General features: G+C 41.9%; 25 protein-coding genes and 1 riboswitch. Of the genes, 11 read left to right on the plus strand and 14 right to left on the minus strand.

The genetic code is table 11. The features are described from left to right. Window positions 1-361: 361 nt before the first annotated feature. A complete protein-coding gene (fumC, locus tag PBF_RS02885; protein ID WP_035326829.1) occupies window positions 362-1744 on the plus strand; it encodes a class II fumarate hydratase in 1383 nt (460 codons plus the stop codon). 67 nt (window positions 1745-1811) lie between these two features. Here fumC and PBF_RS02890 read toward each other — a convergent pair whose 3' ends face one another. After that, on the minus strand, window positions 1812-2030 hold the full coding sequence (locus tag PBF_RS02890; protein ID WP_035326833.1) for an alpha/beta-type small acid-soluble spore protein: 219 nt from the start codon (window positions 2028-2030) through the stop codon (window positions 1812-1814). 295 nt (window positions 2031-2325) lie between these two features. On the opposite strand from PBF_RS02890, the gene PBF_RS02895 reads away from it, so the two are divergent. Next, window positions 2326-2568 (plus strand): hypothetical protein, encoded by a 243-nt coding sequence (locus tag PBF_RS02895; RefSeq protein WP_035326835.1) that lies wholly within the window; start codon window positions 2326-2328, stop codon window positions 2566-2568. Window positions 2569-2670: 102 nt separating this feature from the next. On the opposite strand, the gene PBF_RS02900 is transcribed toward PBF_RS02895, so the two are convergent. Both PBF_RS02900 and PBF_RS02905 read right to left on the minus strand, forming a co-directional pair. After that, a complete protein-coding gene (locus PBF_RS02900; protein WP_035326838.1) occupies window positions 2671-3780 on the minus strand; it encodes an ABC transporter ATP-binding protein in 1110 nt (369 codons plus the stop codon). A 115-nt stretch (window positions 3781-3895) separates the two neighbouring features. Then, window positions 3896-4789, minus strand: a complete 894-nt coding sequence (locus PBF_RS02905; RefSeq protein ID WP_035326841.1) for a PucR family transcriptional regulator — start codon at window positions 4787-4789, stop codon at window positions 3896-3898. A gap of 128 nt (window positions 4790-4917) precedes the next feature. Here PBF_RS02905 and PBF_RS02910 point away from each other — a divergent pair, with 128 nt between their 5' ends. Next, complete coding sequence (locus tag PBF_RS02910; RefSeq protein ID WP_035326844.1) at window positions 4918-5178, plus strand: metal-sensitive transcriptional regulator; 261 nt, start codon at window positions 4918-4920, stop codon at window positions 5176-5178. 381 nt (window positions 5179-5559) lie between these two features. Here PBF_RS02910 and PBF_RS02915 read toward each other — a convergent pair whose 3' ends face one another. Both PBF_RS02915 and PBF_RS02920 read right to left on the minus strand, forming a co-directional pair. Beyond that, entirely contained in the window at window positions 5560-5745 is a 186-nt protein-coding gene (locus PBF_RS02915; RefSeq protein ID WP_035326846.1) for a hypothetical protein, read from the minus strand. A 90-nt stretch (window positions 5746-5835) separates the two neighbouring features. After that, window positions 5836-6042, minus strand: coding sequence for a YheE family protein (locus PBF_RS02920; RefSeq protein ID WP_035326849.1), 207 nt, complete (start codon window positions 6040-6042; stop codon window positions 5836-5838). A 99-nt stretch (window positions 6043-6141) separates the two neighbouring features. Between PBF_RS02920 and PBF_RS26370 the strand changes: the two genes are divergently transcribed. After that, the gene (locus PBF_RS26370) at window positions 6142-6312 is read left to right on the plus strand and encodes a hypothetical protein (protein ID WP_200870002.1); all 171 of its coding nucleotides are present in this window, start codon (window positions 6142-6144) and stop codon (window positions 6310-6312) included. Window positions 6313-6395: 83 nt separating this feature from the next. Here PBF_RS26370 and PBF_RS02925 read toward each other — a convergent pair whose 3' ends face one another. From PBF_RS02925 to PBF_RS02940, 4 genes are all read right to left on the minus strand, one after another. Continuing rightward, window positions 6396-7565: a YheC/YheD family protein gene (locus PBF_RS02925; RefSeq protein WP_035326852.1), complete on the minus strand. Its 1170-nt coding sequence runs from the start codon at window positions 7563-7565 to the stop codon at window positions 6396-6398. Then, window positions 7562-8926, minus strand: coding sequence for a YheC/YheD family protein (locus PBF_RS02930; RefSeq protein WP_035326856.1), 1365 nt, complete (start codon window positions 8924-8926; stop codon window positions 7562-7564). Before PBF_RS02930 ends, PBF_RS02925 begins: the two co-directional genes overlap by 4 nt. Next, the gene (locus PBF_RS02935; protein WP_035326859.1) at window positions 8904-10007 is read right to left on the minus strand and encodes a YheC/YheD family protein; all 1104 of its coding nucleotides are present in this window, start codon (window positions 10005-10007) and stop codon (window positions 8904-8906) included. The genes PBF_RS02930 and PBF_RS02935 overlap by 23 nt, the downstream gene beginning before the upstream one ends. A gap of 205 nt (window positions 10008-10212) precedes the next feature. After that, a complete protein-coding gene (locus PBF_RS02940; RefSeq protein WP_035326862.1) occupies window positions 10213-11577 on the minus strand; it encodes a YheC/YheD family protein in 1365 nt (454 codons plus the stop codon). Between the two features lie 228 nt (window positions 11578-11805). Between PBF_RS02940 and PBF_RS02945 the strand changes: the two genes are divergently transcribed. From PBF_RS02945 to PBF_RS02955, 3 genes are all read left to right on the plus strand, one after another. Continuing rightward, the gene (locus PBF_RS02945) at window positions 11806-12945 is read left to right on the plus strand and encodes a DUF445 domain-containing protein (RefSeq protein WP_035326865.1); all 1140 of its coding nucleotides are present in this window, start codon (window positions 11806-11808) and stop codon (window positions 12943-12945) included. Between the two features lie 106 nt (window positions 12946-13051). Then, on the plus strand, window positions 13052-13402 hold the full coding sequence (locus tag PBF_RS02950; RefSeq protein WP_035326868.1) for a YlbF family regulator: 351 nt from the start codon (window positions 13052-13054) through the stop codon (window positions 13400-13402). Between the two features lie 131 nt (window positions 13403-13533). Continuing rightward, complete coding sequence (locus tag PBF_RS02955) at window positions 13534-14058, plus strand: D-glycero-alpha-D-manno-heptose-1,7-bisphosphate 7-phosphatase (RefSeq protein WP_035326871.1); 525 nt, start codon at window positions 13534-13536, stop codon at window positions 14056-14058. 66 nt (window positions 14059-14124) lie between these two features. Here PBF_RS02955 and PBF_RS02960 read toward each other — a convergent pair whose 3' ends face one another. The 5 genes from PBF_RS02960 to PBF_RS02980 form a co-directional block, all read right to left on the minus strand. Beyond that, entirely contained in the window at window positions 14125-14325 is a 201-nt protein-coding gene (locus PBF_RS02960; RefSeq protein ID WP_009331452.1) for an alpha/beta-type small acid-soluble spore protein, read from the minus strand. A gap of 219 nt (window positions 14326-14544) precedes the next feature. Next, window positions 14545-15324, minus strand: coding sequence for an energy-coupling factor transporter transmembrane component T family protein (locus tag PBF_RS02965; RefSeq protein WP_035326876.1), 780 nt, complete (start codon window positions 15322-15324; stop codon window positions 14545-14547). Further along, on the minus strand, window positions 15311-17011 hold the full coding sequence (locus PBF_RS02970; protein WP_035326879.1) for an ABC transporter ATP-binding protein: 1701 nt from the start codon (window positions 17009-17011) through the stop codon (window positions 15311-15313). Before PBF_RS02970 ends, PBF_RS02965 begins: the two co-directional genes overlap by 14 nt. After that, window positions 16995-17591, minus strand: a complete 597-nt coding sequence (locus tag PBF_RS02975; RefSeq protein WP_035326883.1) for an ECF transporter S component — start codon at window positions 17589-17591, stop codon at window positions 16995-16997. Before PBF_RS02975 ends, PBF_RS02970 begins: the two co-directional genes overlap by 17 nt. Window position 17592: 1 nt before the next feature. Next, complete coding sequence (locus tag PBF_RS02980) at window positions 17593-18195, minus strand: YkoF family thiamine/hydroxymethylpyrimidine-binding protein (protein ID WP_035326885.1); 603 nt, start codon at window positions 18193-18195, stop codon at window positions 17593-17595. A gap of 321 nt (window positions 18196-18516) precedes the next feature. Beyond that, a riboswitch (TPP riboswitch) is annotated at window positions 18517-18618 on the minus strand. Window positions 18619-18847: 229 nt separating this feature from the next. Here PBF_RS02980 and PBF_RS02985 point away from each other — a divergent pair. The 4 genes from PBF_RS02985 to PBF_RS03000 all read left to right on the plus strand — a co-directional run bounded on the left by PBF_RS02985 (window position 18848) and on the right by PBF_RS03000 (window position 24283). Further along, on the plus strand, window positions 18848-19714 hold the full coding sequence (locus PBF_RS02985) for a Cof-type HAD-IIB family hydrolase (protein WP_035326888.1): 867 nt from the start codon (window positions 18848-18850) through the stop codon (window positions 19712-19714). 242 nt (window positions 19715-19956) lie between these two features. Further along, window positions 19957-21471, plus strand: coding sequence for a coproporphyrinogen III oxidase (locus PBF_RS02990; RefSeq protein ID WP_035327578.1), 1515 nt, complete (start codon window positions 19957-19959; stop codon window positions 21469-21471). A gap of 147 nt (window positions 21472-21618) precedes the next feature. Next, window positions 21619-23241, plus strand: a complete 1623-nt coding sequence (locus PBF_RS02995; protein WP_200870011.1) for a long-chain fatty acid--CoA ligase — start codon at window positions 21619-21621, stop codon at window positions 23239-23241. A 250-nt stretch (window positions 23242-23491) separates the two neighbouring features. Further along, window positions 23492-24283, plus strand: a complete 792-nt coding sequence (locus PBF_RS03000) for an enoyl-CoA hydratase (protein WP_035326894.1) — start codon at window positions 23492-23494, stop codon at window positions 24281-24283. Window positions 24284-24296 lie beyond the last annotated feature (13 nt).

The following is a 24296-nucleotide window of genomic DNA, read 5'->3' on the forward strand; positions in this document are numbered from 1 at the left end:
AGCGCCGAATGGCGCTTTCTTTTTAATAAGGTTTTATTCTAAAAGGGATTTTGTTCAAAAAAAATTCATTTTTCAGACACAAAATAGTACTGGTGTAAAGAATTTGTAATCCGGTATACATGATAATCTTATGTTATCACACATATCTGGAGGAGATTTTTAATGGAGGAGTTTTCTATTACTTTGGTGATTGCAAGTATTATGGTGCTTGGATACTTTATTGGGTATACAATTGTAAAAGCATAGCTGCCGGCTAATCCAGCCAGGCAGTTTTTTTATTCCATTTTTTATCATTAAATTTTAAAAATAAGGGAAAAGAATAGATATGGATTCATAGTGATTATTTAAGGAGGTATGAAATTTGGCTGATTTCAGAATTGAAAAGGATACACTTGGCGAAGTGAAGGTGCCTACGGATAAATATTGGGGAGCCCAGACGCAGCGGAGCAAGGATAACTTTAAAATCGGAATTGAAAAGATGCCGATGGAAGTAATTTATGCTTTTGCCAAGGTAAAGCGCTCTGCTGCAGTTGTCAACAACAGGCTTGGGAGGCTTTCTCTTGACAAAATGGAAGCTATCACAAGAGCCTGTGATGAAGTTCTAGACCATAAGTTTGACAGCCACTTTCCTCTGGCTGTATGGCAGACAGGAAGCGGCACACAATCAAATATGAATGTAAACGAGGTTGTCGCCAAAAGGGCGAATGAACTGCTGGCCGAGAAAGGGGTAAGGGATAGTAAAGTGCATCCAAATGATGATGTCAATATGTCTCAAAGCTCCAATGATACATTTCCGACTGCCATGCATATCGCAGCCTATACGGAGGCGGAGGAAAAACTGCTTCCTTCATTGAAGAAATTAATAAGGACGGTTAAATCGAAAGAAGAGGGATTTAAAACAATCGTCAAAATAGGAAGGACCCATTTACAGGATGCAACTCCTCTTACATTGGGGCAGGAAATCAGCGGCTGGCGTGCCATGCTTGAAAAAAATGAAAACATGCTGATGGACGCAAAGCAGTATCTGCTTGATTTAGCCATTGGCGGTACAGCAGTCGGAACGGGCATTAATGCAGAGAAATCATTCGGATCTGAAATGGCAAACGAAATATCCAGGCTTACAGGTTATTCATTCCGTTCGTCTGACAATAAATTTCAGGCTCTGACCAGCCATAATGAAATTGTCCATTTTCATGGGACATTGAAGGGGCTGGCAGCGGATTTAATGAAAATAGCCAACGATGTCCGCTGGCTGGCAAGCGGGCCGCGCAGCGGAATTGGGGAGTTATCCATCCCGGCAAATGAACCAGGCAGTTCAATCATGCCTGGCAAAGTAAATCCGACACAAAGCGAAGCCCTTACAATGGTCGTTTGTCAGGTCTTTGGAAATGATGCATCCATTGGATTTGCAGCAAGTCAGGGGAATTTTGAATTGAATGTGTTCAAACCTGTTATTATCTATAATCTTCTTCAAAGCATCAGTATTCTTGCAGATGGAATGGCCTCTTTTAATGAAAAATGCATGATGGGACTGGAGGCTAATAAAGAAGTGATTAATGGCCATGTTGAGAGATCACTAATGCTTGTAACGGCACTCAATCCGCATATAGGTTATGAAAAGGCAGCGGAAATTGCCAAACTCGCATTCAGAGAGAATACAACCTTGAAAGAAGCAGCCTTAAAAACAGGCTATATTACAGAAGAACAATATGAGAATTGGGTTGTGCCCGATAAGATGGTTTAAATATAAAATGGCCCCCCTTTCAAGAAGGAGGGCCAAGCCATATTTATTCAATTGTTATCTTGCTTTATTAGAAAGAACCGCCGCCAAGCTGTTGTTCAGCCATTTGTACAAGGCGTTTTGTGATTTCTCCCCCAACAGATCCGTTAGCGCGGGAAGTTGTTTCTGCACCAAGGTTTACACCAAATTCAGTAGCGATTTCGTACTTCATTTGATCAAGTGCTTGAGCTACTCCTGGTACTAGTAATTGGTTTGAGGAATTGCTTCTGCTAGATGATTGGTTGTTCATGTGATTTCCTCCTCGAAATATAAGTGTATTGGTTTTTGGCTGGGTTAGCTGGAATTGCACCAGCGCAAGGATTTTATCCTGCTCCACTGCCTGGCGTAACCCATCGTTTTTCACTGCGAATACTTGATGCCGCTGTGTTTACTCTCTATTATGTTTGATTTATAAAAGTTTATTCTTTCAGGAAATCGGGAATTTTTTCCTGAGAAAGCCCTCTGATTAAGAGTCTTACATAACGAAGATTAAACAGACAAATCATAATAAATATCAGCGAGAAAACGAAAGTGAGAGGATTGAAATGGCTATTTGCCCAGTCTGCAACGGATTTGAGAAAATAGAAGCATCCTGCAGCTCCTGCGGAAGCAGGATGGAGGACAGTGGAAGAGTAATGGACTTTTACGACGATTATAGTGCTTATATGCCAATTGACCAGATGAAAATGGAAGATGGCTATCCCCGGGATTATCAGCAGGAAGAATGTCCCCATTTGCTGAAGTGTCCATCATGCGGCCATGATTCGGTGAAATTTATCAAAGAGTAGAATGAATATAGATGGCAGCAGTACCTGGTGACGGCGGGAGAAAAGGCAATGGAGGCTAGGCAGTATGAAAAAAGCCCCGTCAGCTTTGACGGGGCTTCAATGTTATTCTTTTTCAGAACGGATTCTTCTTTCATGGTCTGCATCAAAGAAATGCGCTTTGTTCATATCGAAAGCAAGCTCAAGGTTTTGGCCAGGCTTAATATCTGTGCGGGAATCCACGCGTGCAACGAAATCCTGTCCTTCGATGCTTGAGTAAATCATTGTTTCAGCACCAGTCAGTTCGGAAACGTCAATGCGGGTATTGATTTTTGAACCGGCAGATGCATCAATAAATACGGGCTCATCGTGAATGTCTTCCGGTCGAATGCCAAGGATAACGTTTTTGCCTGTATATCCCTGTTCACGAAGAACCTTCATTTTACCTTCAGGAACAGCAATCTGAGTTTTGCCAATATTAAATTTGCCGTCTTCAAGCGTTCCGTTAAAGAAGTTCATGGCAGGTGAGCCGATAAATCCGCCTACAAATACATTTTCAGGCTTTTCATAAACTTCTTTTGGTGCGCCAACCTGCTGAATCACTCCATCCTTCATAACAACCAGGCGGGTAGCCATTGTCATGGCCTCTGTCTGGTCATGTGTTACATAGATAGTTGTTGTTTGAAGACGCTGGTGAAGCTTGGCAATTTCTGCACGCATTTGAACACGAAGCTTTGCATCAAGGTTTGATAAAGGCTCGTCCATAAGGAATACCTTTGCATCACGGACAATCGCACGGCCCAAAGCTACACGCTGGCGCTGTCCGCCTGACAATGCTTTTGGCTTGCGGTCAAGATAAGGCTCCAGCCCCAGGATTTTCGCTGCCTCTTTTACACGGCGGTCGATTTCATCTTTTGGAAACTTACGAAGCTTAAGGCCGAAAGCCATGTTATCGTACACGGACATATGAGGATATAGTGCATAATTCTGGAAAACCATTGCAATATCACGATCTTTTGGAGGAACATCGTTGACACGCTTCTCATCGATATAGAAGTCTCCTTTTGAAATTTCCTCAAGACCTGCAATCATACGGAGTGTTGTGGATTTACCGCAGCCGGAAGGACCGACAAAAACAATAAATTCCTTATCTTTAATATGAAGGTTAAAATCTTCTACAGCTGTTACTTTATTATCATAAATTTTATAAATATTATCGAGTTTTAATTCTGCCATCAGGGTAACCTCCCATAATTCTTTTTCTTAATTACAGTTTAATGGATGCGGCGGTTTTCCCATATGGCCAAACTGCACAAAAAAACTGAAAGCGTTTTTATGCAATGTGCTCAAATCATGTTTGCTCAATCAGCAAACAGGCTAAATAAACAGTCAGCGCGCTGTTAAAGTCCTTCAATTGAATGCCGGTTTTCTCTGTGAATTTATCAAGTCTGTATTGCAGAGTATTCCGGTGGATATATAATTTTTTGGCAGTTAATGAAACATTGGAGCTGTTCTGTAAAAAGACTTTTATGGTGTGCAGAAGTTCAGGGTCTTCTTCCAGTAAAGAAAGGCGTGAAAGCAGGCTCTTTTTTAAAAATGCATCGAGATTCCCGGTGATAAGAGAGGGAAAAAGCCTTTCAAAATTCAGCACTCTTTCAGCTGGAAGCAATGAGGAGGCTTGCTCGAATAGAAGCTGTTCTTCTTTAAAAAGGTTGTGCAAATGTGTTCCCGCCTTATTCGGAATGCCAATGTAAAAGGCTGTTTTCACAAAAAAATCGCTTTCCAAAGCATTGGAAACAGCAAGGAATTCTTCTTCGGCAAGAGAGTCGTTACTCTCTTCAATGATGACCCCTGTGGCTTCACCATTCCATAAAATCGTTATGTCCTTTTCAAAAAAACCTCTAAAAGCAGCTTCCATATCCTCACGGATCCATTCGCCCTCAGACATTTTGAATTGAATCAGCCTGTATGGAACATCTTTTGCGAATGACGGATGTTCCCCATTTGAAAATAAGTATTGAAACCAGGCTTGGGCAGCAGGGGCATGGTGAATGGAGCTGTCATGGAATTCAAACAAAGTTTTCAAGACCATCAGACTATCTGCAGATACCTCTTGAGCTGGAATGCCAAGCCATTGGCCTGACTCCTCATGATGAAACCAGTACATATCAGAATTAAAGCTAAAATCAGGTTTTTGAAATTGAAGTTGAGAGCCCGGATACCGGTCATGTAATTTGTTTAACATATCTTTACCCTTTAGTTTGATAAATTTTTGTGTTTCTTATATTATAGCAGTTATAATTTAAATGAAAAAATTAACTTAATCTGTGAATGCATCTATAAAGGGAAATGAGAGTATGAGGAGTGAGACTCATGGAATATACACCTGAAATGAAAAACCGCTTGAAAAGGCTGGAAGGCCAGGTGCGTGGTGTGATCCGAATGATGGAAGAAGAGAAACACTGCAAGGATGTTGTTACACAATTATCTGCTGTCCGTTCTGCAGTTGACCGTGCAATGGGATATATTGTAGCTAAAAACCTGGAGACATGCATTCGGGAAGCTAATAATGAAGGCAAAAATGCGGAGGATGCAATCCAGGAAGCAGTTAATATGATTGTGAAAAGCAGATAACTAGAAAAGCGGAAGGCGCCCGCTTATAAAGGAACGCAGACTAAAACCGCCACGTCCTGTGGCAACGTCTGCATGACCCGCATCCTGCGGGCCTCGAGCATAAGACGAGCCGGCTGAAAGGTTGTTCTTTAACCTTTTGGCCGGATTGAAAGAAATGTTGAGGCGACTGCCCAGGGACGACTAGCATAAGACGGTCCCTGTAAGAAGGTGTTTTTTCCTTCTGGAAGGGAACGGCTTATGACCTCGAGTCCCTAGGAGCCGAAACTAGACAAGCTTATGACCTCGAGCCGATTGCGCCTGGAGCTAGACAGTTATCTAACTGCGGAATAAAATTCAATTTAATCTTTATAAAAGGCACCTGAATTCAGGTGCCTCTTATTTTTACTCTGCCTCAAATGGAGGTTCTTCCTCATGCAGTTCCCTGGCCTGTTCGATATTAACATCATCGCCGCGTCCATGGACGGAGCCTCCGGAAAGACCCTCATTTATGATTCTGTCTATATCCATATAAGCTTTGTCCCTGCCTTCATAATGGACGTCCTCTGAAACCTTGCGTTTTTTATCCATGTGTAAATCGCTCCTTTAAATGAAATATCCTGGCGGGATTATTTTTCCAAAAGAGCGTTATCGTCATGCATGAATCCTCTAACTTTTTCCTTATTCATATACATGAAATAACATCAATTCATGAATTTGGGATTTCAGGTCCTCCTCCTGGCCGGCAGGATCTCCGGATGTCCATTCAATTTTTCCGTCAGGATGATAGATGCCGGTAATTTTTTGCTGTTTGAAGTAAAAAGAAAATGTCCATCCCGGCAATTGTTTGTTTTCATATAAAGGTTTAAATTGAAAGTGTGTCAGCATTAGGAGTCCTCCAGATGTTGTAATATTCCGTTTATCGTTCCTGAAAAGGGGAATGGAACAGATGTAGAAACATTTTAACATTAAAAGGAGGCAAAAAGGATGAAAAGAAACAACAAATTTATGATGTCAGCCATGGCCCTTGGAGCAGCTTATTTAATGAGAAATCCGGAGTCACGCCAAAAACTTAAAGACCAGTTTAAATCTTTCGCCGGAAGCGCCTCTAAAAAAAATAAGGTAAAGACAGTGAAAAGCCCTGTAACGACTTATTAAATCCTTTGACAGGGGCACTTGTGAAAAAATCGCATAAAAATAGCCGTTCACGCTGTGGGTGTACGGCTATTTTTATTAGCATTCTAGAACCCTGACAATGAGAAAAATAAGCGGGTCAGTTCTTCAATTCTTTTTTCTTCTATCCAGGCTTCATCAAAACTCATCGGCTTTGAATTTATTTCATAAATCACATAAGTGCCCTGATCAGTTAATCCTGCATCAATAGAGTATTCTCCATGAAAACCTTTCGTCTTCTCAAGGAGTTTTCCTGCCTCCGATGCCACAGTATGGATAAACGCATCATGTTCTTTTGTGCGGAGACTTTCATATGGAATCATTACCCCGCCATTCGGTATGTGGGTTGTAATGTCCTGTTCCTGAGACTGCCTAATGCCAATTCCTGTAACAGAATATTTGCCTCCGCTATAATGGGCCAAGATTCTAAAATCAAATCGCTTGCCTTCTATTTTGGCAGGGCTGATCCCTTTCTGTGCTAAATAGGATTTGTTCGTCAGGTGAGTGTCCCATTGGTTCCAGAAATGTTCAAAGTCGGCGTATCTGAATGAATCCTGCAGACCGTTCAATGAGATGCTTTTTCCCAGCTGGATTAGTTGGTAAATCCCTTTGCCTTTGGACCCGTTTGCCGGCTTTAAGTAGACATTATTATATTTGCGGATAAAATCCTTAAGAGCCTTTGGCCCGGTGACAAGAATGGTTTCAGGAATATAATCCTGCAGGGGCGGATGGTCTTTTAATAGCTGGTAAACTTCGAATTTATCCAGGAAGCCCGGATTGAAAAATGGAATAGCCTTCTCATTAAAAAAACGGCTTGCTTTATGATAGGCTTCTGTTTTTTCAAGTTTCCGGAAGGGCACCCGATTGTAGACAAAATGCGGAAGAGGGCACCTGGCTTCAATCCACTTATCCTGACGGGGAATATAAATGTAGCCGTTCACGGAATTATCCTTCAGGTCCTCTGGTGTAAATACATAGGAAATTCCGCTCTTTTCGAGTAGGCTTTTCTGAAGGGCCTTAAATAATGGACCATTGCCGGCAATAGACTGATCCTTTCCTTTTCCTGTCAGAATGCCAATCACCGGTCCTGCATTACCGTTCTGCAAGAATAATGAAAAGGCAAGCGAATCTCTTGCTGCCTGCGGACTAATGATACTTAAAGGCTGGTGATTGCTTCCCAGGGTACTGCTGTTGCTGCTGAACCAGGTCCTGCTGGCCCAGTCATAATAAATTCTCATCTCAAAATTTCCTGATGCTTCATAATGGATGCTTCGGCAAGGAAAACGGCGAATGAAAGTGAAAGCTTGCTGGTAAGAAAGTCGAACTCCCTGAGCTGAGGGTGTTTGAATATAGATCTGCCGGGCTTTGAGTTTGCTTCAAACAGCCACACATGGCCATTTCGGTCCAATCCAAAGTCAAAGCCTATTTCACCGATAATTCCTTCCATGTTCCGTTCCAGTGCCTTGCTGATATTAAGTGCCGCCTCACTTAACTTCGCCACTGCTTCTGATTTTTCTGCATCCGATTCAAATACTTCTTCAAGGATTTTGATTTCACCTCCGCTTTTCACATGAGTGGTAACACTGCCAGGTCCCGCCACTTTTGCAGCTGTGGCGGTTACTTTCCATTCCCCATTTTCATCTTTATTCGTATGAACCCTGAAATCAATCGCTCTTTGTTCATGACGGAGCAAATGAATTCCCTGTTGAACCAGCATACGGCTTAAACTTCGTCCTGCAAAAACATTTCGCATTAAATTTTCCAAAGTGTTAAACCTTCTCAGCCGATTTTCGTCCCGCACTCTATATCGGCAATAATAATACCCATCCTTTTTATCATAAATAATTTGATGAATTCCCAGCCCAAGGCTTCCATTAATAGGTTTAAGGAAAACATGGCCATAATCAGCCAGCATTCTTTCAATTACAGAAAAAGAAGAAAAAGAGTGGGTTTCCGGCAAGTAATGGCTAATATCATCTTCGTTCTGCAGTCTTTCATAAACATCTAATTTATTAAAGAAACCAGGATTATACCAGGGAATTAAATAGTCTTTCTGAAGGCGGCTGCGAACTTCCTTAAGTTCATTCTTTCTTTCACTTCTACGGTTGGGAAGCCGATCATAAACAACATTCGGAAAAGGAACTTCAAAGGTTTCCCAGCCTTCCTCATGATAAAAAAGACCATGGATGGTTTCTTTTTCCCAGTTAATATGCTGGTCACCGAATAAAAACGGTATGGCACCAACCGTTTTTTTGACTGAAAGCAGTTTGGCAAAAAATAGGGTCCGATCCCCAACCGGCCTTAAAGGAAAGGAGGTAAATCCTGATGTGAAGATACCTACGAGCGGGCCGAGGTACAGAGTACCCTTATTGGCAAATGCATGCAGAGGGATCTTGAGATCAGGGAAATGAAGTGCTTCTGCCACATCTTTGCTGATAATGATGGAATTTTTCTTTGTTTTCTGGAGTAAGAAAGAAGAATCCGCCGAATGAGTGCCAAATGCCATTCTCGTCAAATGAGTATGAAGGTTCAGCTCATTTGGGATAAAAACTGTTTTGGAGGCGGAATCGGAAATTTCAATTTGATATTGTTTTCTCATGATTCGTTCTCCTTTCCATTCCCTTATTGGCTGCCAGGAATTTGGCATAGAGAAGGGGCGCGGTATATAACTCTTCCTTCTTTTCAGGCTGGCTGTTTAGGATGGTTTTCCTGCCTGGCTTTGAATTTATATCCAATATCCAAATAGAGCCGTTAGTTTCTACTCCAATATCAATTCCCATCTCAAATAGCGGGGGAAGCTTTCGTTCAAGGGCAGCAGGAAGTGTATCGATAATGTCAGAAAGCTCATCGGAAAGAAAGCTCTTTAATGAAGATGGGTATTGAATGATCCATTCCTCAAAAGAAATATTGCTGCCGCCAGCGCTTAAATTGGAGACGATGCCTCCTTCTCTGCCTGTTCGAATGCCCCTGCCCAGCTCCTTCCAGGTACCATTTCTGTCTTTTTGAAGCAATATTCTTATATCAAAGGGCTGGCCGTCCTTGTTTGATAGATTCACATATGGCTGGATGAGATATTGCTGTTTTGCAGTCAATTTATTCAGCCATCGGGCTGCCTTTTCTTCCGTTTCAAAGATGCGTGTAACCTGGGCATTCCTTTTATCTGTTTTAACAAGAATATCTTTGCCCGTTTTCTCAATATAATAGATTCCATGTCCCTGTGAACCGCTTGCCGGTTTTAAAATACAGGGCTGATCAGGAATGAGGCTGTTTATGAAACTGTCAGCACCGGTAAATCGTGAAGTTTTCAGCAAATAGGGTGATATGTTTGAGCAGGAGAGAATTTCATATAATTCGAGCTTATTAGGCAATCCGTAGCCAAGGAATTGGATGTCATTTCTTGCTTTCAGCCAATTCACGATGGAGATACATTGTTTTGAGTGGGAGTCATTTCTGTAAAAGCAGCGATCATAAAGGATCGCCGGCACTGGAAATTCTGCCGGCTCCCATTCTCCTGAAGATGGATTATAGGAATCACCTGTAATCCTTTCTGAAACAGGATTGATCTCTGTAGGCACAAATCTGAAGCAATTAAGGTTATATTCGTTGGCTCTTTTGGCCAATTCCGTAAAGTATGGCTGTTCACTCCGTTTGTTTAATGTCATGATTCCGAATGAAAGCATGCTGTAATCCTCCTTTTTGGATAAAGTGAAACTTCAATCAGTGGGAGCTTTTCTCACTGATTGTTAGTTGAGGCCCACAGGAAGTGGGTCATAAAGACGTTGCCACAGGATGTGGCGTTCTTAGTCTTTGTTCGTTGGGCAGTTTGACTCCTCTATTAGCTTTCTTCCATTCTTTTAAATCTTGAAGGAGGAGTCTTACTGCCCGTTAAACTGCGATGAATGATAAAGCCGTTGCATATTCGATCAATGCCTTGGCAGAGGGCCTTACTCTTTTTTCTTTGTCTTCGAAGTTCTTGGAGGGTTTAGAATTCACTTCGATGATCCAAAGTTTTCCCTTCGTGTCCAATCCAATATCAATCCCGAGTTCTCCAACAAGTCCTTCGCATTTCTGGCTGATGATTGTGGCTGTTTCAACTGCAAGCTCCTTTAGTAATGCCAGCTGCTGAACCGCTGTTTTCTGATCAGAGTGCATCGTGAAAATTCTAAGAGGCTTCATAATTTCCCCGCCTCTTGCAATATTGGAAACAAATTGCTGCTCTGCAGAAATCCTTGCCACAGCAGAAGTAGCCCTCCAGATATCCTGAAAATTTTTATGGCAGAGCACGCGAAAATCCAGCTGCCTGTTTTTATAGGTTTGCAGAGGTATGGACTGCTGGGCCAGAAAAATTGTTTTCTTGAGGTACTGCTGGAACCATTGTGCAAATCGGTCATAATTTTTGAATGTGAGTGTATTTTCCCTGCCGTTTCCGGTCGATAGTTCTGTCATGATTTCTTTGCCATGTATACTAAGTCTGATAATATTCCGTCCCTGGCTGCCGTGTATGGGCTTAAGGAATATTGCTCTGTGTCTGGCCAGCATTTCCTTGATGGTTTGTTCATCTGCAATGGCTGTTTCAGGCAGATAGGGATGCATATGTTCCTCAGAATAGAGGAGGGTATGAATTTCCTTTTTCGATAAAAAACGGTCATTAAACATTGGGATGTTATATTTTATCATGCTATTTTTAAATGATTGAAAAGCAGAACTTGCTTCAAGTATTCGGGAGTGAATCCGGTTATAAATTACACTCGGCAAAGGAACGGGCCGTTTTATCCATTTTCCTTCACGCAAGCAGTATCCCTGCAGCTTTCCTTGAATGCAATCCCGAAAATGAAATACATAAAAATACCCGTGCAGGCCGGAAACAACCTCGTGCAATTCTTCACAAAAAGAATGAATAGAGCGGAAGTCAGGCTCTTCGCCACTCTCATTAAAATCCGTCATCAGTCCGATTACAGGCCCGGCAGTAATAGTACATTCCTTTCTGGAGTAACTGGCGACAAAATGGAGATCTTCTATTGGCAGGCAGCATTCCTGAAAAAGCCGATCACAAAAAATAATCTCATCTTTCGTAATGTTTGCTCCTTCAATGGTTACCTGAATGGCGTGCTTGCCGATCCGCAGCAAGTGGGGCATTTGCAAATCAATATTCCAGTAATGTACGAGAGAATGGCTAATTTGAATGCAAAATTGATTTTCCTGAAACATTTTTACCGGAACAATCGTAATAGGCAATAAAGAAACTGACATGATCATTCCTCATTTGCTTATCTTTATTTGAGCCTATTCTTGAACAGCCTCATGCAGTTTGAAAATTGAATGCTGAATTTATGCGGCAGAATGTGCAAAACTCCCATTGATGAAGTTTTCACTGTATAATGAAAAAATAGGCAAAAGCTGATACCATATCGTATGTTCTGGGCAATTAAATGGTGCCAATTGAGAGGCGCCTGTAACTTAAGGAAGGTAGAGATATCTATGGAAATTGCAATGACAATAATTTTAATGATGATAATTGGGGCTCTCATTGGCGGGTTTACTAACTACCTGGCTATTAAAATGCTCTTTAAACCTTATAATGCCGTGTACTTAGGTAAATGGAAGGTTCCATTTACCCCTGGGCTGATTCCTAAACGAAGAGATGAAATGGCAGATCAGATGGGAAAGCTGGTTGTTAATCATCTTCTGACACCAGAAAGCATCAAGAAAAAGTTCATCAATGATCAATTTCAGCGTGATATGACCGGGCTTGTTCAGAAAGAGATGGAAACTGTCCTCCAATCGGAAAAATCAGCAGAGGACATTCTAGCAGCGTTTGGAATCACGGATGGCCTAGCGAAAACGGAGAACCGCATAAACTTATTAATTGAGCAGAAGTATGAAAAAATTATTAGTGAATATCGAGGCCTGCCTCTTAAAGAAGTTATTCCTCAGGGTCTTTTGGATAAAGCGGATGAAAAAATTCCGGCTATCAGTTCAATGATCCTTCAAAAAGGAGTTGATTATTTCTCCAGCATTGAAGGTAAAATGAGGATACAAAGAATGGCTGATGATTTTGTTCGTGAGCGAAGCGGCGTGCTCAGCAATATGCTGCAGATGTTCATGGGCAACATCAATCTTGCCGATAAAATTCAGCCGGAAATCATTAGATTTTTAAGTAATGAGGGTACGGCCGACCTGATTACAACCCTTTTACAAAAAGAGTGGAGCAAAATTCTTGAGATGGAAGCTGCAGTTATTGAAGAGCAGCTCGAAAAGGAACAGATTCTTTCAGTATTAAAAAATATTGCACACAGAGTCATTAATCTGGAGAATGTATTTAAAACACCTATTTCATCTTTCGTGGCCCCTTACAGGACTGTACTGACAGATGAGCTGGCTCCTAAAAGTGTTCAGATGCTTTCTGATTGGCTTTCAGGAAAGACAGAAATGGTTATGGAACGGCTTCGTCTGGCAGAAATTGTCCGGGAACAGGTCAGCAATTTTTCGGTTGAAAGATTAGAAGATATGGTCTTTTCCATAATCAAAAGCGAGTTAGCCATGATTACAAATTTAGGTTTTCTGCTTGGGGGTATTATTGGTCTCGTACAGGGAATCATAGCTATATTGATTAATTAAAGGGTATCGCCTCGCGTTTACTGTCATAGTTTGTTATAGTGTAGTGGATGTTCGAAACGGAAGATGAATTGTCCATTTTGAACAAGATTCGGAAGGAGTGTTTTAAATGGCAGTAAATTTATATGATTCAGCCTATGAATTAGAAAAAGCAGTGCGGGAAAGCGATGAATATAAGGCTCTAAAGCAAGCATATGATGATGTGAATGCAGATCCGTCTGCAAAAGCAATGTTTGATAACTTCCGCAAAATCCAGATGGAACTACAGCAAAAACAAATGATGGGCCAGGATATTACACAGGAAGAAGTAGAACAGGCTCAAAAGACAGTCGCACTTGTACAGCAGCACGCCCAGATCTCAAAGCTTATGGAAGCAGAACAGCGCATGAGCATGATGATTGCAGAAATGAACAAAATCATCATGAAGCCTCTTGAAGAGCTTTATGGTGCAGCTGAATAATACCATCAGAAAACTCCCGGAAATTGGATTCCGGGAGTTTTTTTATAAGAAAAATGCATCTATCTATATTAAACTGTACAAGGTTTGGGTACCTTTATGATAGATATTGATTTAATGAAAGGGGCAGCACATTGAATAAAGCCATTTTTCTGGACCGGGACGGCGTTTTGAATGAGGTTTTATCAGACAGGGTAAAATTCGTTAACAAGCCTGAGCAGTTATATTTACTGGAAGGGGCTGCAGAAGCTGTGGCAGCACTGACCAAAGCCGGATATGAAATTTTCGTTGTGACCAATCAGGGCGGCGTGGGACTCGGCTTTTTGAAAGAAAGGGAGCTAAAGAGAATTCATGAAAGGCTGCAGGAGCTTGTTGCAGAAAAAGGCGGACATATTAAAGAGGTCGCCTATTGTCCTCATAAGCCGAAAGCAGGCTGTGAATGCCGTAAGCCTAATGCAGGCATGCTGGTGGATTTGGCTGAAAGGCACCATCTTGATTTGTCAAGAAGCATTATGGCAGGCGATCACGAGCGGGACATTGAAGCGGGCAGGAAGGCTGGCTGTAAAACTGTTTTTATCGGCTCGGGTCCAACAAGTGCAGATATCCAGGCCCCATCACTTTTTGAGGCAGTGGAGGATATATTGGGTATGCTTAAATAGAGGAAAAAACCGCTTTCAGTATTGGCTGGAAGCGGCATTTTATTTTAATATGATTTCGTTTTAGGATTAGCGTGCTCCGCCAAGCTGCTGCTCAGCCATTTGCACCAGGCGCTTCGTAATTTCTCCGCCTACTGATCCATTTGCTCTTGAAGATGTTTCCGGGCCAAGGTTCACACCGAATTCTGTTGCAATTTCATACTTCATTTGATCAATTGCCTGACTGACTCCTGATACTAAAAGCTGATTAGAATTGCTGTTTCTTGCCATGTAAATCATCTCCTTGGTGTAGTATTCTTGATTGTTACAATTATAGCTTTAGGAGAGTAAATAAGATTTATTCATAGTTATTTATGGTACTTTATGGTATTTTTGTCCAAATCATCTTTGCGCACTTAGCTAAACGCACAGAAAAAACTTTAGATGTACTTAAAATTCTCCTACTTCACATAAAAAGATGCTATCCGCACAGAAATCATGAATTGCCTTCTAAAGTTCGCCATTATAAAGCTTGAGAAACCCAAGTAGCCATGAAATATAGGTACTGAACAGTACTGCTCCTATAAAGATGGCAAAATATGCCCAATCTTTCCAGGAAACAGAGATTTTATGATAAAAATCCCGATTTTTATCTCCGGTAAAGCCTTTTGATTCCATTGCCATGGCCGTCCTCTCAGCTTTACGGATCGCTCCTGCCAGGAGAGGAACTGTATATCTCTTAAACTCTGCCATTTTCTCCGGGAGTGTCCGGGCTTTGGGTACTCCCCTGATCCGGTGGGCACTTCGGATAATCTCAAATTCTTCTTTCATTAATGGCAGGAACCGATAGCCTGCCATGATTCCATATGCAAGCTTTGGAGGGAGCCGGCATTGCTGCATTAAACTGAGCAGAAATTCTGTCGGCTTTGTGGTTAAAATGAACAGAAGTGACAGTGAGGTGAAACTTAGAACCCTCATTCCAAGGGAGAGGGCACGCTGAAAGCCCTCCTCAGTCAATGTGAAGATTCCCCATGACCATAATATGGTTTCTCCTTCAATCGTTTTAGAAAAAATTAAAGCTGACCAAATATATACTGCAGCCATAAAGATAAATGGTGAGAAAAGCAGAATCCATCTTTTGAATGAAACTCTTCCAAAAATAAAGGTGGCTGCTGCAGTCATCACTAAAGTCAGAAAAGGTGTAACCGGATCAAAGAAAACCGATAGAATTAACACACAGACTATGACAGTGAATGCTTTAATGCTTGGGTTAAATTTATGTAAGGGCAAACTTTTCCCTCCCTGCAATGGACCCGATATTGTTCCTGAGTTTTTCTATGTAAGGAACCTTGAGGGAAGCAATCTTCATAATCTCCTCTTTCTTCCATAATGCATCTGGCAAACCATCGTATATCTTCTCTCCTTCTGAAAGAACAATAACTTTGTCCGCATAGGAATGGAGGATTTCCATGTCATGCGTGATCATCACCACGGATCCGCCGCTTTGGATCTTTGTTTCCAATAGCTTCATAAGCTCCACAGAAGTCCTGGCATCCTGTCCAAAGGTCGGCTCATCAAGAAGGAGCAGGTCCTGGTCATTCACAAGCATTGATGCGACACTAAGCCGCCGCTTTTGTCCCTGACTTAAGGAAAAAGGATGCATATCAGCGTGCTGGAGTAAGTTCACCTGATGCAGAACAGCTTGAACCACTTTTTTTATATCGGCATCTGTCATTCGCTGTATTTTCAGACTGAAGGCAATTTCATCAAAAACAGAATCTGCAATTAATTGGTGTTCGGGATTTTGAAAAACATATCCTAATTTTAGTCTTAACTCCTGCTCCTTCCATTGGGAAAGGGAGCGATCACCAAAAAGGATGCTTCCTTTGGATGGAGCATATAATCCTGCCAGCAGTCCGGAAAGCGTTGTTTTTCCGGATCCATTTGAACCGGCTATTGCTACAAATTCACCTTTCCTAACAGAAAAACTTATATTTTTAAGCAAATCCTTCCCGTTTTTATGAAAATAAAGATTCTCTGCCGATAGGATGATCTGCTCTTCAGAGACTTGATGTTTAGTCTTCTGGTTATCTAAAATCTGAAGTGCAGCATAGGGATTTACAAATCCAGCAATTAATTCCTGATCAGTTAAAGGAAGCTTTTCCCCTTTGTAAATCCCTGCTTTTTTTCCTATTAGACCTGCTCTTACTGCGCTAGGCAGCCAGATACCCTCTAGGAGAAGTTCTTCTGCATATTTATTAAAGCAGTCTGCAGTGCTTCCATTAAATAAAATTTCGCCTTCCCTGTTCAGTACCACGCAGCGGTCTGTCAAATCAATCCAATCATCCAGCTTGTGCTCAATGATTAGAAGGGAAAATGCCTGGTTCTCTTTAAGCTTTTTGATGATGCGTGTGAGTTCATAGCTTGAAGCCGGGTCCAGATTTGCTGTCGGTTCGTCCAAAATCAGGATCTCCGGTTTTAATGACAATACACATGCCAGTGCCAGCTTTTGCTTTTGGCCTCCGGAAAGAGTGTGGATTAAGGTATGTTTATATGGCAAAAGATCAACAAGCTCCAATGCTTCATCAATCTTACTCTCGATTTCTTCAGGAGGTGTTTTCATATTCTCAAGCCCAAATGCCAGCTCATCCTCGACTGTTGTCATGCAAAATTGGCTTTCAGGGTCCTGAAACACAATGCCAATGTGCTGATTAATTTCACCTGGCCGGAATTCTTCGAATTTCTTTCCCTTGAATGAAATGGTTCCGTCCAATTCGCCATCAACGGCTTCCGGATACAATTTATTTAAGCAGAAAGCAAGCGTGCTTTTCCCACAGCCGCTTGGGCCCAATAATAAAACAGCTTCTCCTGGATAAAGGCTGAAATTTACATTCTTAAAAATAGGATTCTTTACATCTTCATGCCGGAAGGACAGCTGTTCTGTTATTAATAAAGGCTGTTTATGCTGTAATGCCATTTTTCGTTTTTCCCCTTTTCAGCTCTTTTCCAATAGGAAAGCTGTTTAATGCCCCGGTTTTCGCAAGGCTCTCGCTCAGCCATTTCCCCAGCAATCCGGCTAGTAAAGCACCGCTGATCAGCCTCACAAAAAACATAGCCGTTACATAAGCGGGTGAGAGGGCAGCATAGCCGGAAATGAAATAGCCCCAAATAAAGCTTGTAACAGAAGAGCCCATTCCGGCAGCAATTAACACCCATGTCCGGTAATTTTTCCATTTCGTTGCCGCAAAAACAGCTTCCGCTCCAATCCCCTGAATCATGCCCGACAGAATCAGGCGGGGACCAACTGCATTGCCAATCATGACTTCAATGGCTGCGGCGATGGTTTCCGATAAAAAGGCTGCTCCGGGCTTTCTGATTATGTACGCTGCGATGATTGAAACAATAAACCAAATGCCAAAAATAAGATCATAGCCAATTAAGCCGAACATTCCATATAGCACGTTGCCAAATTGCAGGAATACCAGGTATACAACTGCAAACACGACAGCGAGTACAGACAGGACAATGACTTCACGAAGCTTCCACTTTTCGAGCATATTACTCAGTCCCCTTTTTGGAAGGACTGTTTGCAGACATATTCACCGTCATAACAATATGCGTAGAATCGCTTTTCTTACAGTTTTCAAAAGCATCCTCCAGTGTTTTAAAAACAGCGTGTGCATCTCCATCTAATCTTGAAGCATAATGCACCCCTTTAGTAAAAGTACCCTTCTTTGCAAGCTCGACCTGGTCCATAATGACGTTCATGTAATCAGGAATCCCCATCGGATAAAGGGCGAACTGGACAGCGACTTCCTGGCTGTTCCCTGCTGCTGATTCTTCATTCGCCCGTTCCTCATTTTCAGCAAGATAAGCATCGCCTGCAGAATCACCGGGACATCCATTTGAAAAAGTGCCGTTAAATACTACATGGTCACCATGCTTAACAGCTTCAAGATAAATAGCTTTGACCACATCAAAAACATGAATGGACCTGCCTCGCACACAGGTGCTCACATCATCTGTTTCCATCCATACCTTGCTCGTGTCCACTTCTTTTAGAGCTGATAAAATAACATCTGCAAACCTGTCAGTCATTGGATAAATTGAAAACCTGCACCCCGTAATTTCACTTGTTCCACATAGAAAATTTTCCTGCATTTTGACATCCTCCTAGTTTAGTTTTAATGAAAGGCTATTTTCGCAAGGTTTGTTGCTTCATGTATATGATTTACTGAGTTGATTGTAGCGGAAGGTGCGAGAATCCTGCGGGAGTAGCGGGACAGATGAGACCCCGCAGACGCGCAGCGTCGGGGAGGCTCACCGCCCGCCCCGCGGAAAGCGAGCAGCCTGGAGCGGAAATCAACGGACAACATTAATAGGCGAAAAACAACAATTTACACGAAAAGAGCCTAATGAAAATAAAAAACTGCATTCCCATAAGGAAATGCAGTTGAATGTTATCAATACACTATAAATGATAGCCGTTCACCTGCACTTCCCCACGCTGGTATTATCCAGATCGGGTGATAAGAGTCAGAACGGATTGTTCTTCTCAGCCAAAAAGCTCCCCTAGTGCAAAACTTGGATATGCAGTTTTTAATGATTCCATCTTAATACGGAGCAAACAAAATGTAAATGAATAATTTATCATTTTTTATATCAAATGATCGGTGTAATCAGGCATTAGCCGTCATTTAGCAGTTAAACTATGAAAAAATTTCCTCATTGTCCATGTTATGTTCTAATCCACTCTTTTCCCTCATAAAAGTGTAATAGGACAATTTTACACCGAGAATAGGGGGCAAATTGGATGATATACAGAATGCTTGCTTTAAACATAGACGGAACATTACTCCAATCAAATGGAAGACTTCATAAATCAACAAAAGAAGCGATTGAATATGTGCAGCAAAAGGGAATTTATGTAACACTTGTCACCTCCAGAAGCTTTCCATCCGCAAAAAAAGTGGCTAAAGCATTGAAAATCAATTCTTTGCTGGTCACACACAGGGGGGCATATATTGCAGCTTCCCAGGAAAAACCGATATTTGTAAAAAGGATTCAGGAAGATGAAACCTTTGAAATCGTGCGTCTGCTTGAAGGCTTTACCTGTCAAATCAGGCTGGTGCACGAAAAATATTCCCTTGCCAACAAAACGAAGCTCAATACCAATATGCTTGCTAAAACTGTTTTTACCACCGGCGATCCCATTTTTTATTCCCAGCAGTTTGTGGATTCATTAAGTGACACCATTTTAGATGAGCCGGTCACACCGCCAAAAATTGAAGTGTACTTTGAAGATAAAGAAGAACTTGAGGATGCTAAGACAGCCATTTGGGGCATGTTTGAAAATGTGGAAGTCATTAAACTGAATGATCTGAGAATGGACATTGTTCCTGCCGGAGTTTCAAAGCTGAATGGTTTGCTCTATTTATGTGAACACCTTGGAATTTCCAGAAACCAAATGGTCGTCATAGGAGATTCAGAAGATGATCAGGAAATGATTGAAGCCGCCGGTTTGGGTGTGGCAATGGGCAATGCCCCGGCAGAAGTAAAAAAAGCAGCAGACTGGCTGACACGATCCAATGACCAGAGCGGCGTAAGCTACATGGTTAAAGAACATTTCCGCAAACAGCATCCAATCGAATTCCTGAAGAAAATGAATCTATTAAAATAAAAAGCAATGAAAGAGCTCGATTAGAAAATCGGCTCTTTTTTTGTCTGGGCAAAGGAGAAAGGAAGGAGCAGCATGAATACATATAAGTAATCACTAGGAATCATTTCCCTTATATTGACCTTGTTTCACCATTTCTGTACACTAAAAGAAGTTTGTCAACATGAAAAGCAGTCACTTTGCAGCTGCCCTCTGAAAACAAAGACATCGGCAGATTAATATACTTTCTAAAAAAGGTGATCAATTTGAACATTTCAATTTTAGGTATACAGGATGAACGGTTCCATCGGCCGCTCCGGCTGATCGGGAACCTTTTTTTTGAAGAATGTGAAGTGGTGCTGGGTGAGAATACTGCAGCAGATCTGAGCATTTCTTTTCAGATTGAGCAAGGAGAACGCATTAAAGCCGCTGCAGAGCTTACTGATAAAAACAGCAGGAACTTTACAGCCAATTTTGAAAAGGAATTCGTTCAGGCTGAGTCAGAAAAAGAGAATTTTAAACAAGTGAAGAATGCAGTATCACATGTATATCTGACTGTTTTGCAGGACTGGACGGGCATTACCCAGAAGTGGGGAATTCTTACAGGGGTACGACCTACAAAATTGCTTCACCGTGCCATGCAGAATCAGACACCTCTCCAGGAAGCTCATCAGCAGCTGAAGGAAGAGTACTTAATTACAGATGAAAAAATTCAGCTCATGCAGAATATAATAGACAGGCAGCTTGCTGTCGTACCGGATCTTTATGACTTGAAAAATGAAGTCAGCATATATATTGGCATTCCATTCTGCCCGACAAAGTGCGCGTATTGTACTTTTCCTGCATATGCGATTAATGGCAGGCAGGGTTCAGTTAACTCATTTCTTGGCGGCCTTCATTTCGAAATGCGCAAAATTGGTGATTGGCTGAAAGAAAATAATGTGAAAATCACCACTGTCTATTATGGCGGAGGGACTCCGACAAGCATTACGGCAGAAGAGATGGATATGCTTTATGAGGAAATGTATGACTCTTTTCCCGATGTAGAAAACATACGGGAGGTCACTGTGGAAGCCGGCCGCCCGGATACAATCACACCTGAAAAGCTTGAAGTGCTGAAAAAATGGAATATTGACCGAATCAGCATCAATCCTCAGTCCTATATTCAGGAGACCCTTAAAGCCATTGGCCGCCACCATACAGTGGAAGAAACCGTGGATAAGTTCCATCTGGCCCGCAATATGGGGATGAACAACATCAATATGGATCTGATTATTGGGCTTCCTGGAGAAGGTGTTCCGGAATTTTCGCATACTTTGGAAGAAACTGAGAAATTAATGCCGGAATCCCTGACAGTTCATACTTTATCCTTTAAACGAGCTTCGGAAATGACGAAGAACAAGCAAAAATATAAAGTTGCCGAGCGGGAAGAAATTGAAAAAATGATGGACATGGCTGATGATTGGACAAAAAAGCATAATTACCATCCTTATTATCTTTACCGTCAGAAAAATATTCTCGGCAATCTTGAAAATGTCGGCTATGCCCTTCCGAATCAGGAGAGCATCTATAACATCATGATTATGGAAGAACAGCAGACAATCATCGGGCTTGGATGCGGTGCCTCCAGTAAGTTCATTGATCCTCAGACAGGGAAAATCACTCATTTTGCAAACCCGAAGGATCCTAAATCGTATAATGACAGTTTTGAGCATTATACAAACGAGAAATTGAAAATATTAAGAGAGCTATTTAATAAACACGAATCCCTTGCCGAATAGGCGGGGATTTTTCCAGTGAAAATATTTTAGAAAATTGAGAAAAATATTAAAGGAATTTCTGAAAATAAAGAGAATGAAATAGGTAAAAGATCATAGAACTCTATGATTCTAAATGTAAGCGTTTTCTAAAAAGGGGGAATTGTAATGATGATGCAGACACCTTTGACTATGACGCAAATGATCAAGCGGGCAGAAAAGTATTTTCCAAAGAAAACGGTCGTTTCAAGAACGTCCGGCGGAATTCAGAGATTTACATATAAGGAGATTGCAGAACGGACCAGGAAGCTGGCAGAAAGCCTGCAAAAGCTGGGAGTTGATAGAGGAGATAAGGTCGGAACACTGGCATGGAACCATCATCGCCACCTGGAAGCTTATTTTGCCATACCATGCAGCGGAGCCGTTCTCCACACGATTAATATCCGACTGTCACCTCAGCATATTACATATATTATTAATCATGCAGAAGATAAAGTGCTGCTGATCGATCCTGACATTGTACCGCTAATTGAGAAGGTTAAGGATGAATTGAAGACGGTCAAGGCGTTCATTATTATGACTGATGAAGATGAATTGCCTGAGACTTCACTTGCCCCGGTGTATCACTATGAAACCCTTATCAATGAAGCAAGCGGTGCCTATGAATATCCTGATGATCTGGATGAAAATTCAGCAGCGGGAATGTGCTATACCTCAGCAACCACAGGCAACCCTAAAGGTGTCGTCTATTCCCACAGGGGCATTGTCCTTCACAGTATGGCACTGGGAATGGCAGACAGTGCAGCGGTAAGCGAGAAAGATATCGCCCTTCCGGTAGTGCCGATGTTCCATGTAAATGCATGGGGACTTCCTTTTGCTGCTGTCTGGTTTGGAACGACTCTTGTGCTGCCGGGACCATATTTTACACCTAAACTTCTGGCTGAACTTATCCAATCAGAAAAAGTCACCATAACAGCCGGAGTGCCGACAATCTGGCTCGGACTATTAAAAGAACTTGATGAAAATAAATATGACATGAGCTCACTCCGGTCGGTTCTGTGTGGAGGTTCAGCAGCGCCAAAAGGCATGATTAAAGCCTTCGAGCAAAAGCACAAAATTCCATTCATGCATGCCTACGGAATGACTGAAACAAGCCCGCTTGTTGTAATTTCGACTTTAAAAAGCTATCAGGAAGAGCTTTCAGCCGAAGAGAAGCTGGACATAAAAGCAAAACAGGGCATCCTTGTACCCGGGCTGGAAATGAAGATTGCCGGCAAGGATGGCGAAGCAGCATGGGACGGAAAGGAAATGGGGGAACTCGCCATAAGAGGGCCGTGGATTGCTTCTGAATATTATAAAGATGAGCGGACCAACGAGGCATTCCGTGATGGCTGGCTCTATACGGGAGATGTCGTAACCATCGATGAAGAAGGATTCATGAAAATCGTTGACAGGACAAAAGATTTAATCAAAAGCGGAGGGGAGTGGATTTCTTCCGTTGATATCGAAAATGCCATAATGGCTCATGAGTCGGTATTTGAGGCAGCGGTAGTTGCTGTCCCGCATGAGCAATGGCAGGAGAGACCGGTCGCATGCGTTGTTCTGAAAGAGCCATTTAAAGGGCAGACCACAAAAGAAGAGCTTTATGAATTCCTGAAACCGCAATTTGCAAAATGGTGGCTTCCGGATGAAATACTTTTCTTTGAGGAAATACCAAAAACCTCTGTAGGGAAATTCCTCAAAATGGCTTTAAGAGATCAGGTCCAAAAAGAATATACAGGTCATGCAAAGTAAATAAAGGCCAAGTACAGCATCCTTCGGTGGATGCTGTTTTTTAAGGTGTAAAGTTTTTTCAGAAAGAGCGAATTCAACAAGCAGAGTCCAAGCGTGTGATAAATACCGCCATTATCTTTCACCCATACAAGTATGAATTATTGAGGGGATAACGGATAAGTGACAAAATTATAAATTTTTTGACAAAACACTTTTTAAATATAATAATACTCTTTATAATAAAAGAAGCTTATTAAGGAGGAGAAGTATTTTGACAACAGATTTTGTAACTGATACTGTCAGCGTGCAGCTTGATGGTCGAGTGGCCACGGTTGAGATGAACAGGCCAGAATCATTGAATGCATTGAATGTGGAAATGCTGAAAGGGCTCTTGACTGCCATGAAAGATATTGGCCAAATGGACGAGATCGATATTGTTGTATTGAAAGGAAGGGGCCGAGCATTTTCATCAGGAGGGGATATTAAAACAATGCTTTTGGAAACAAATGAAAGCGATTTCCCGGATGTGATGGATTGCATCAGCGAGCTGGCTGTAACTCTTTATAGCATGCCGAAGCTGACCATAAGTGCTGTCACAGGGGCAGCGGCCGGTTTGGGTCTAAGCCTGGCCCTTGCCACTGATTATACATTGGCAGACAAGGACAGCAAGCTTGCCATGAATTTTATTGGAATCGGATTAATTCCTGACGGAGGGGCTCACTTCTTCCTGCAGCAGCGCATTGGCGAAGATAAAGCGAAGCATTTAATCTGGGAAGGAAAAGTGCTGACTGCTGATGAAGCTCTGCGAATGGGGCTGATTCACGAAATAGCAGGAGCTGATTTACGTACAGCAGTTGAAGCAAAATTGAACCAATGGCTGAAGAGCCCGACAGAAGCAATGATTAAGACAAAGAAAATCCTTGCAGATAAAAATCGGCCGCTCCTCCTGAAAGTGCTTGAACTCGAAAAGCTTGGCCAGCATAAAATGCGGCAAACAGAAGATCACAAAGAAGGAATCCAGGCCTTTATTGAAAAAAGGAAGCCTGTGTTTAAGGGGAAATAAGGATCCACAAAAG

This window comes from Cytobacillus firmus DS1 (assembly GCF_000565285.1).
Lineage (GTDB): Bacteria > Bacillota > Bacilli > Bacillales > Cytobacillaceae > Cytobacillus > Cytobacillus firmus_A.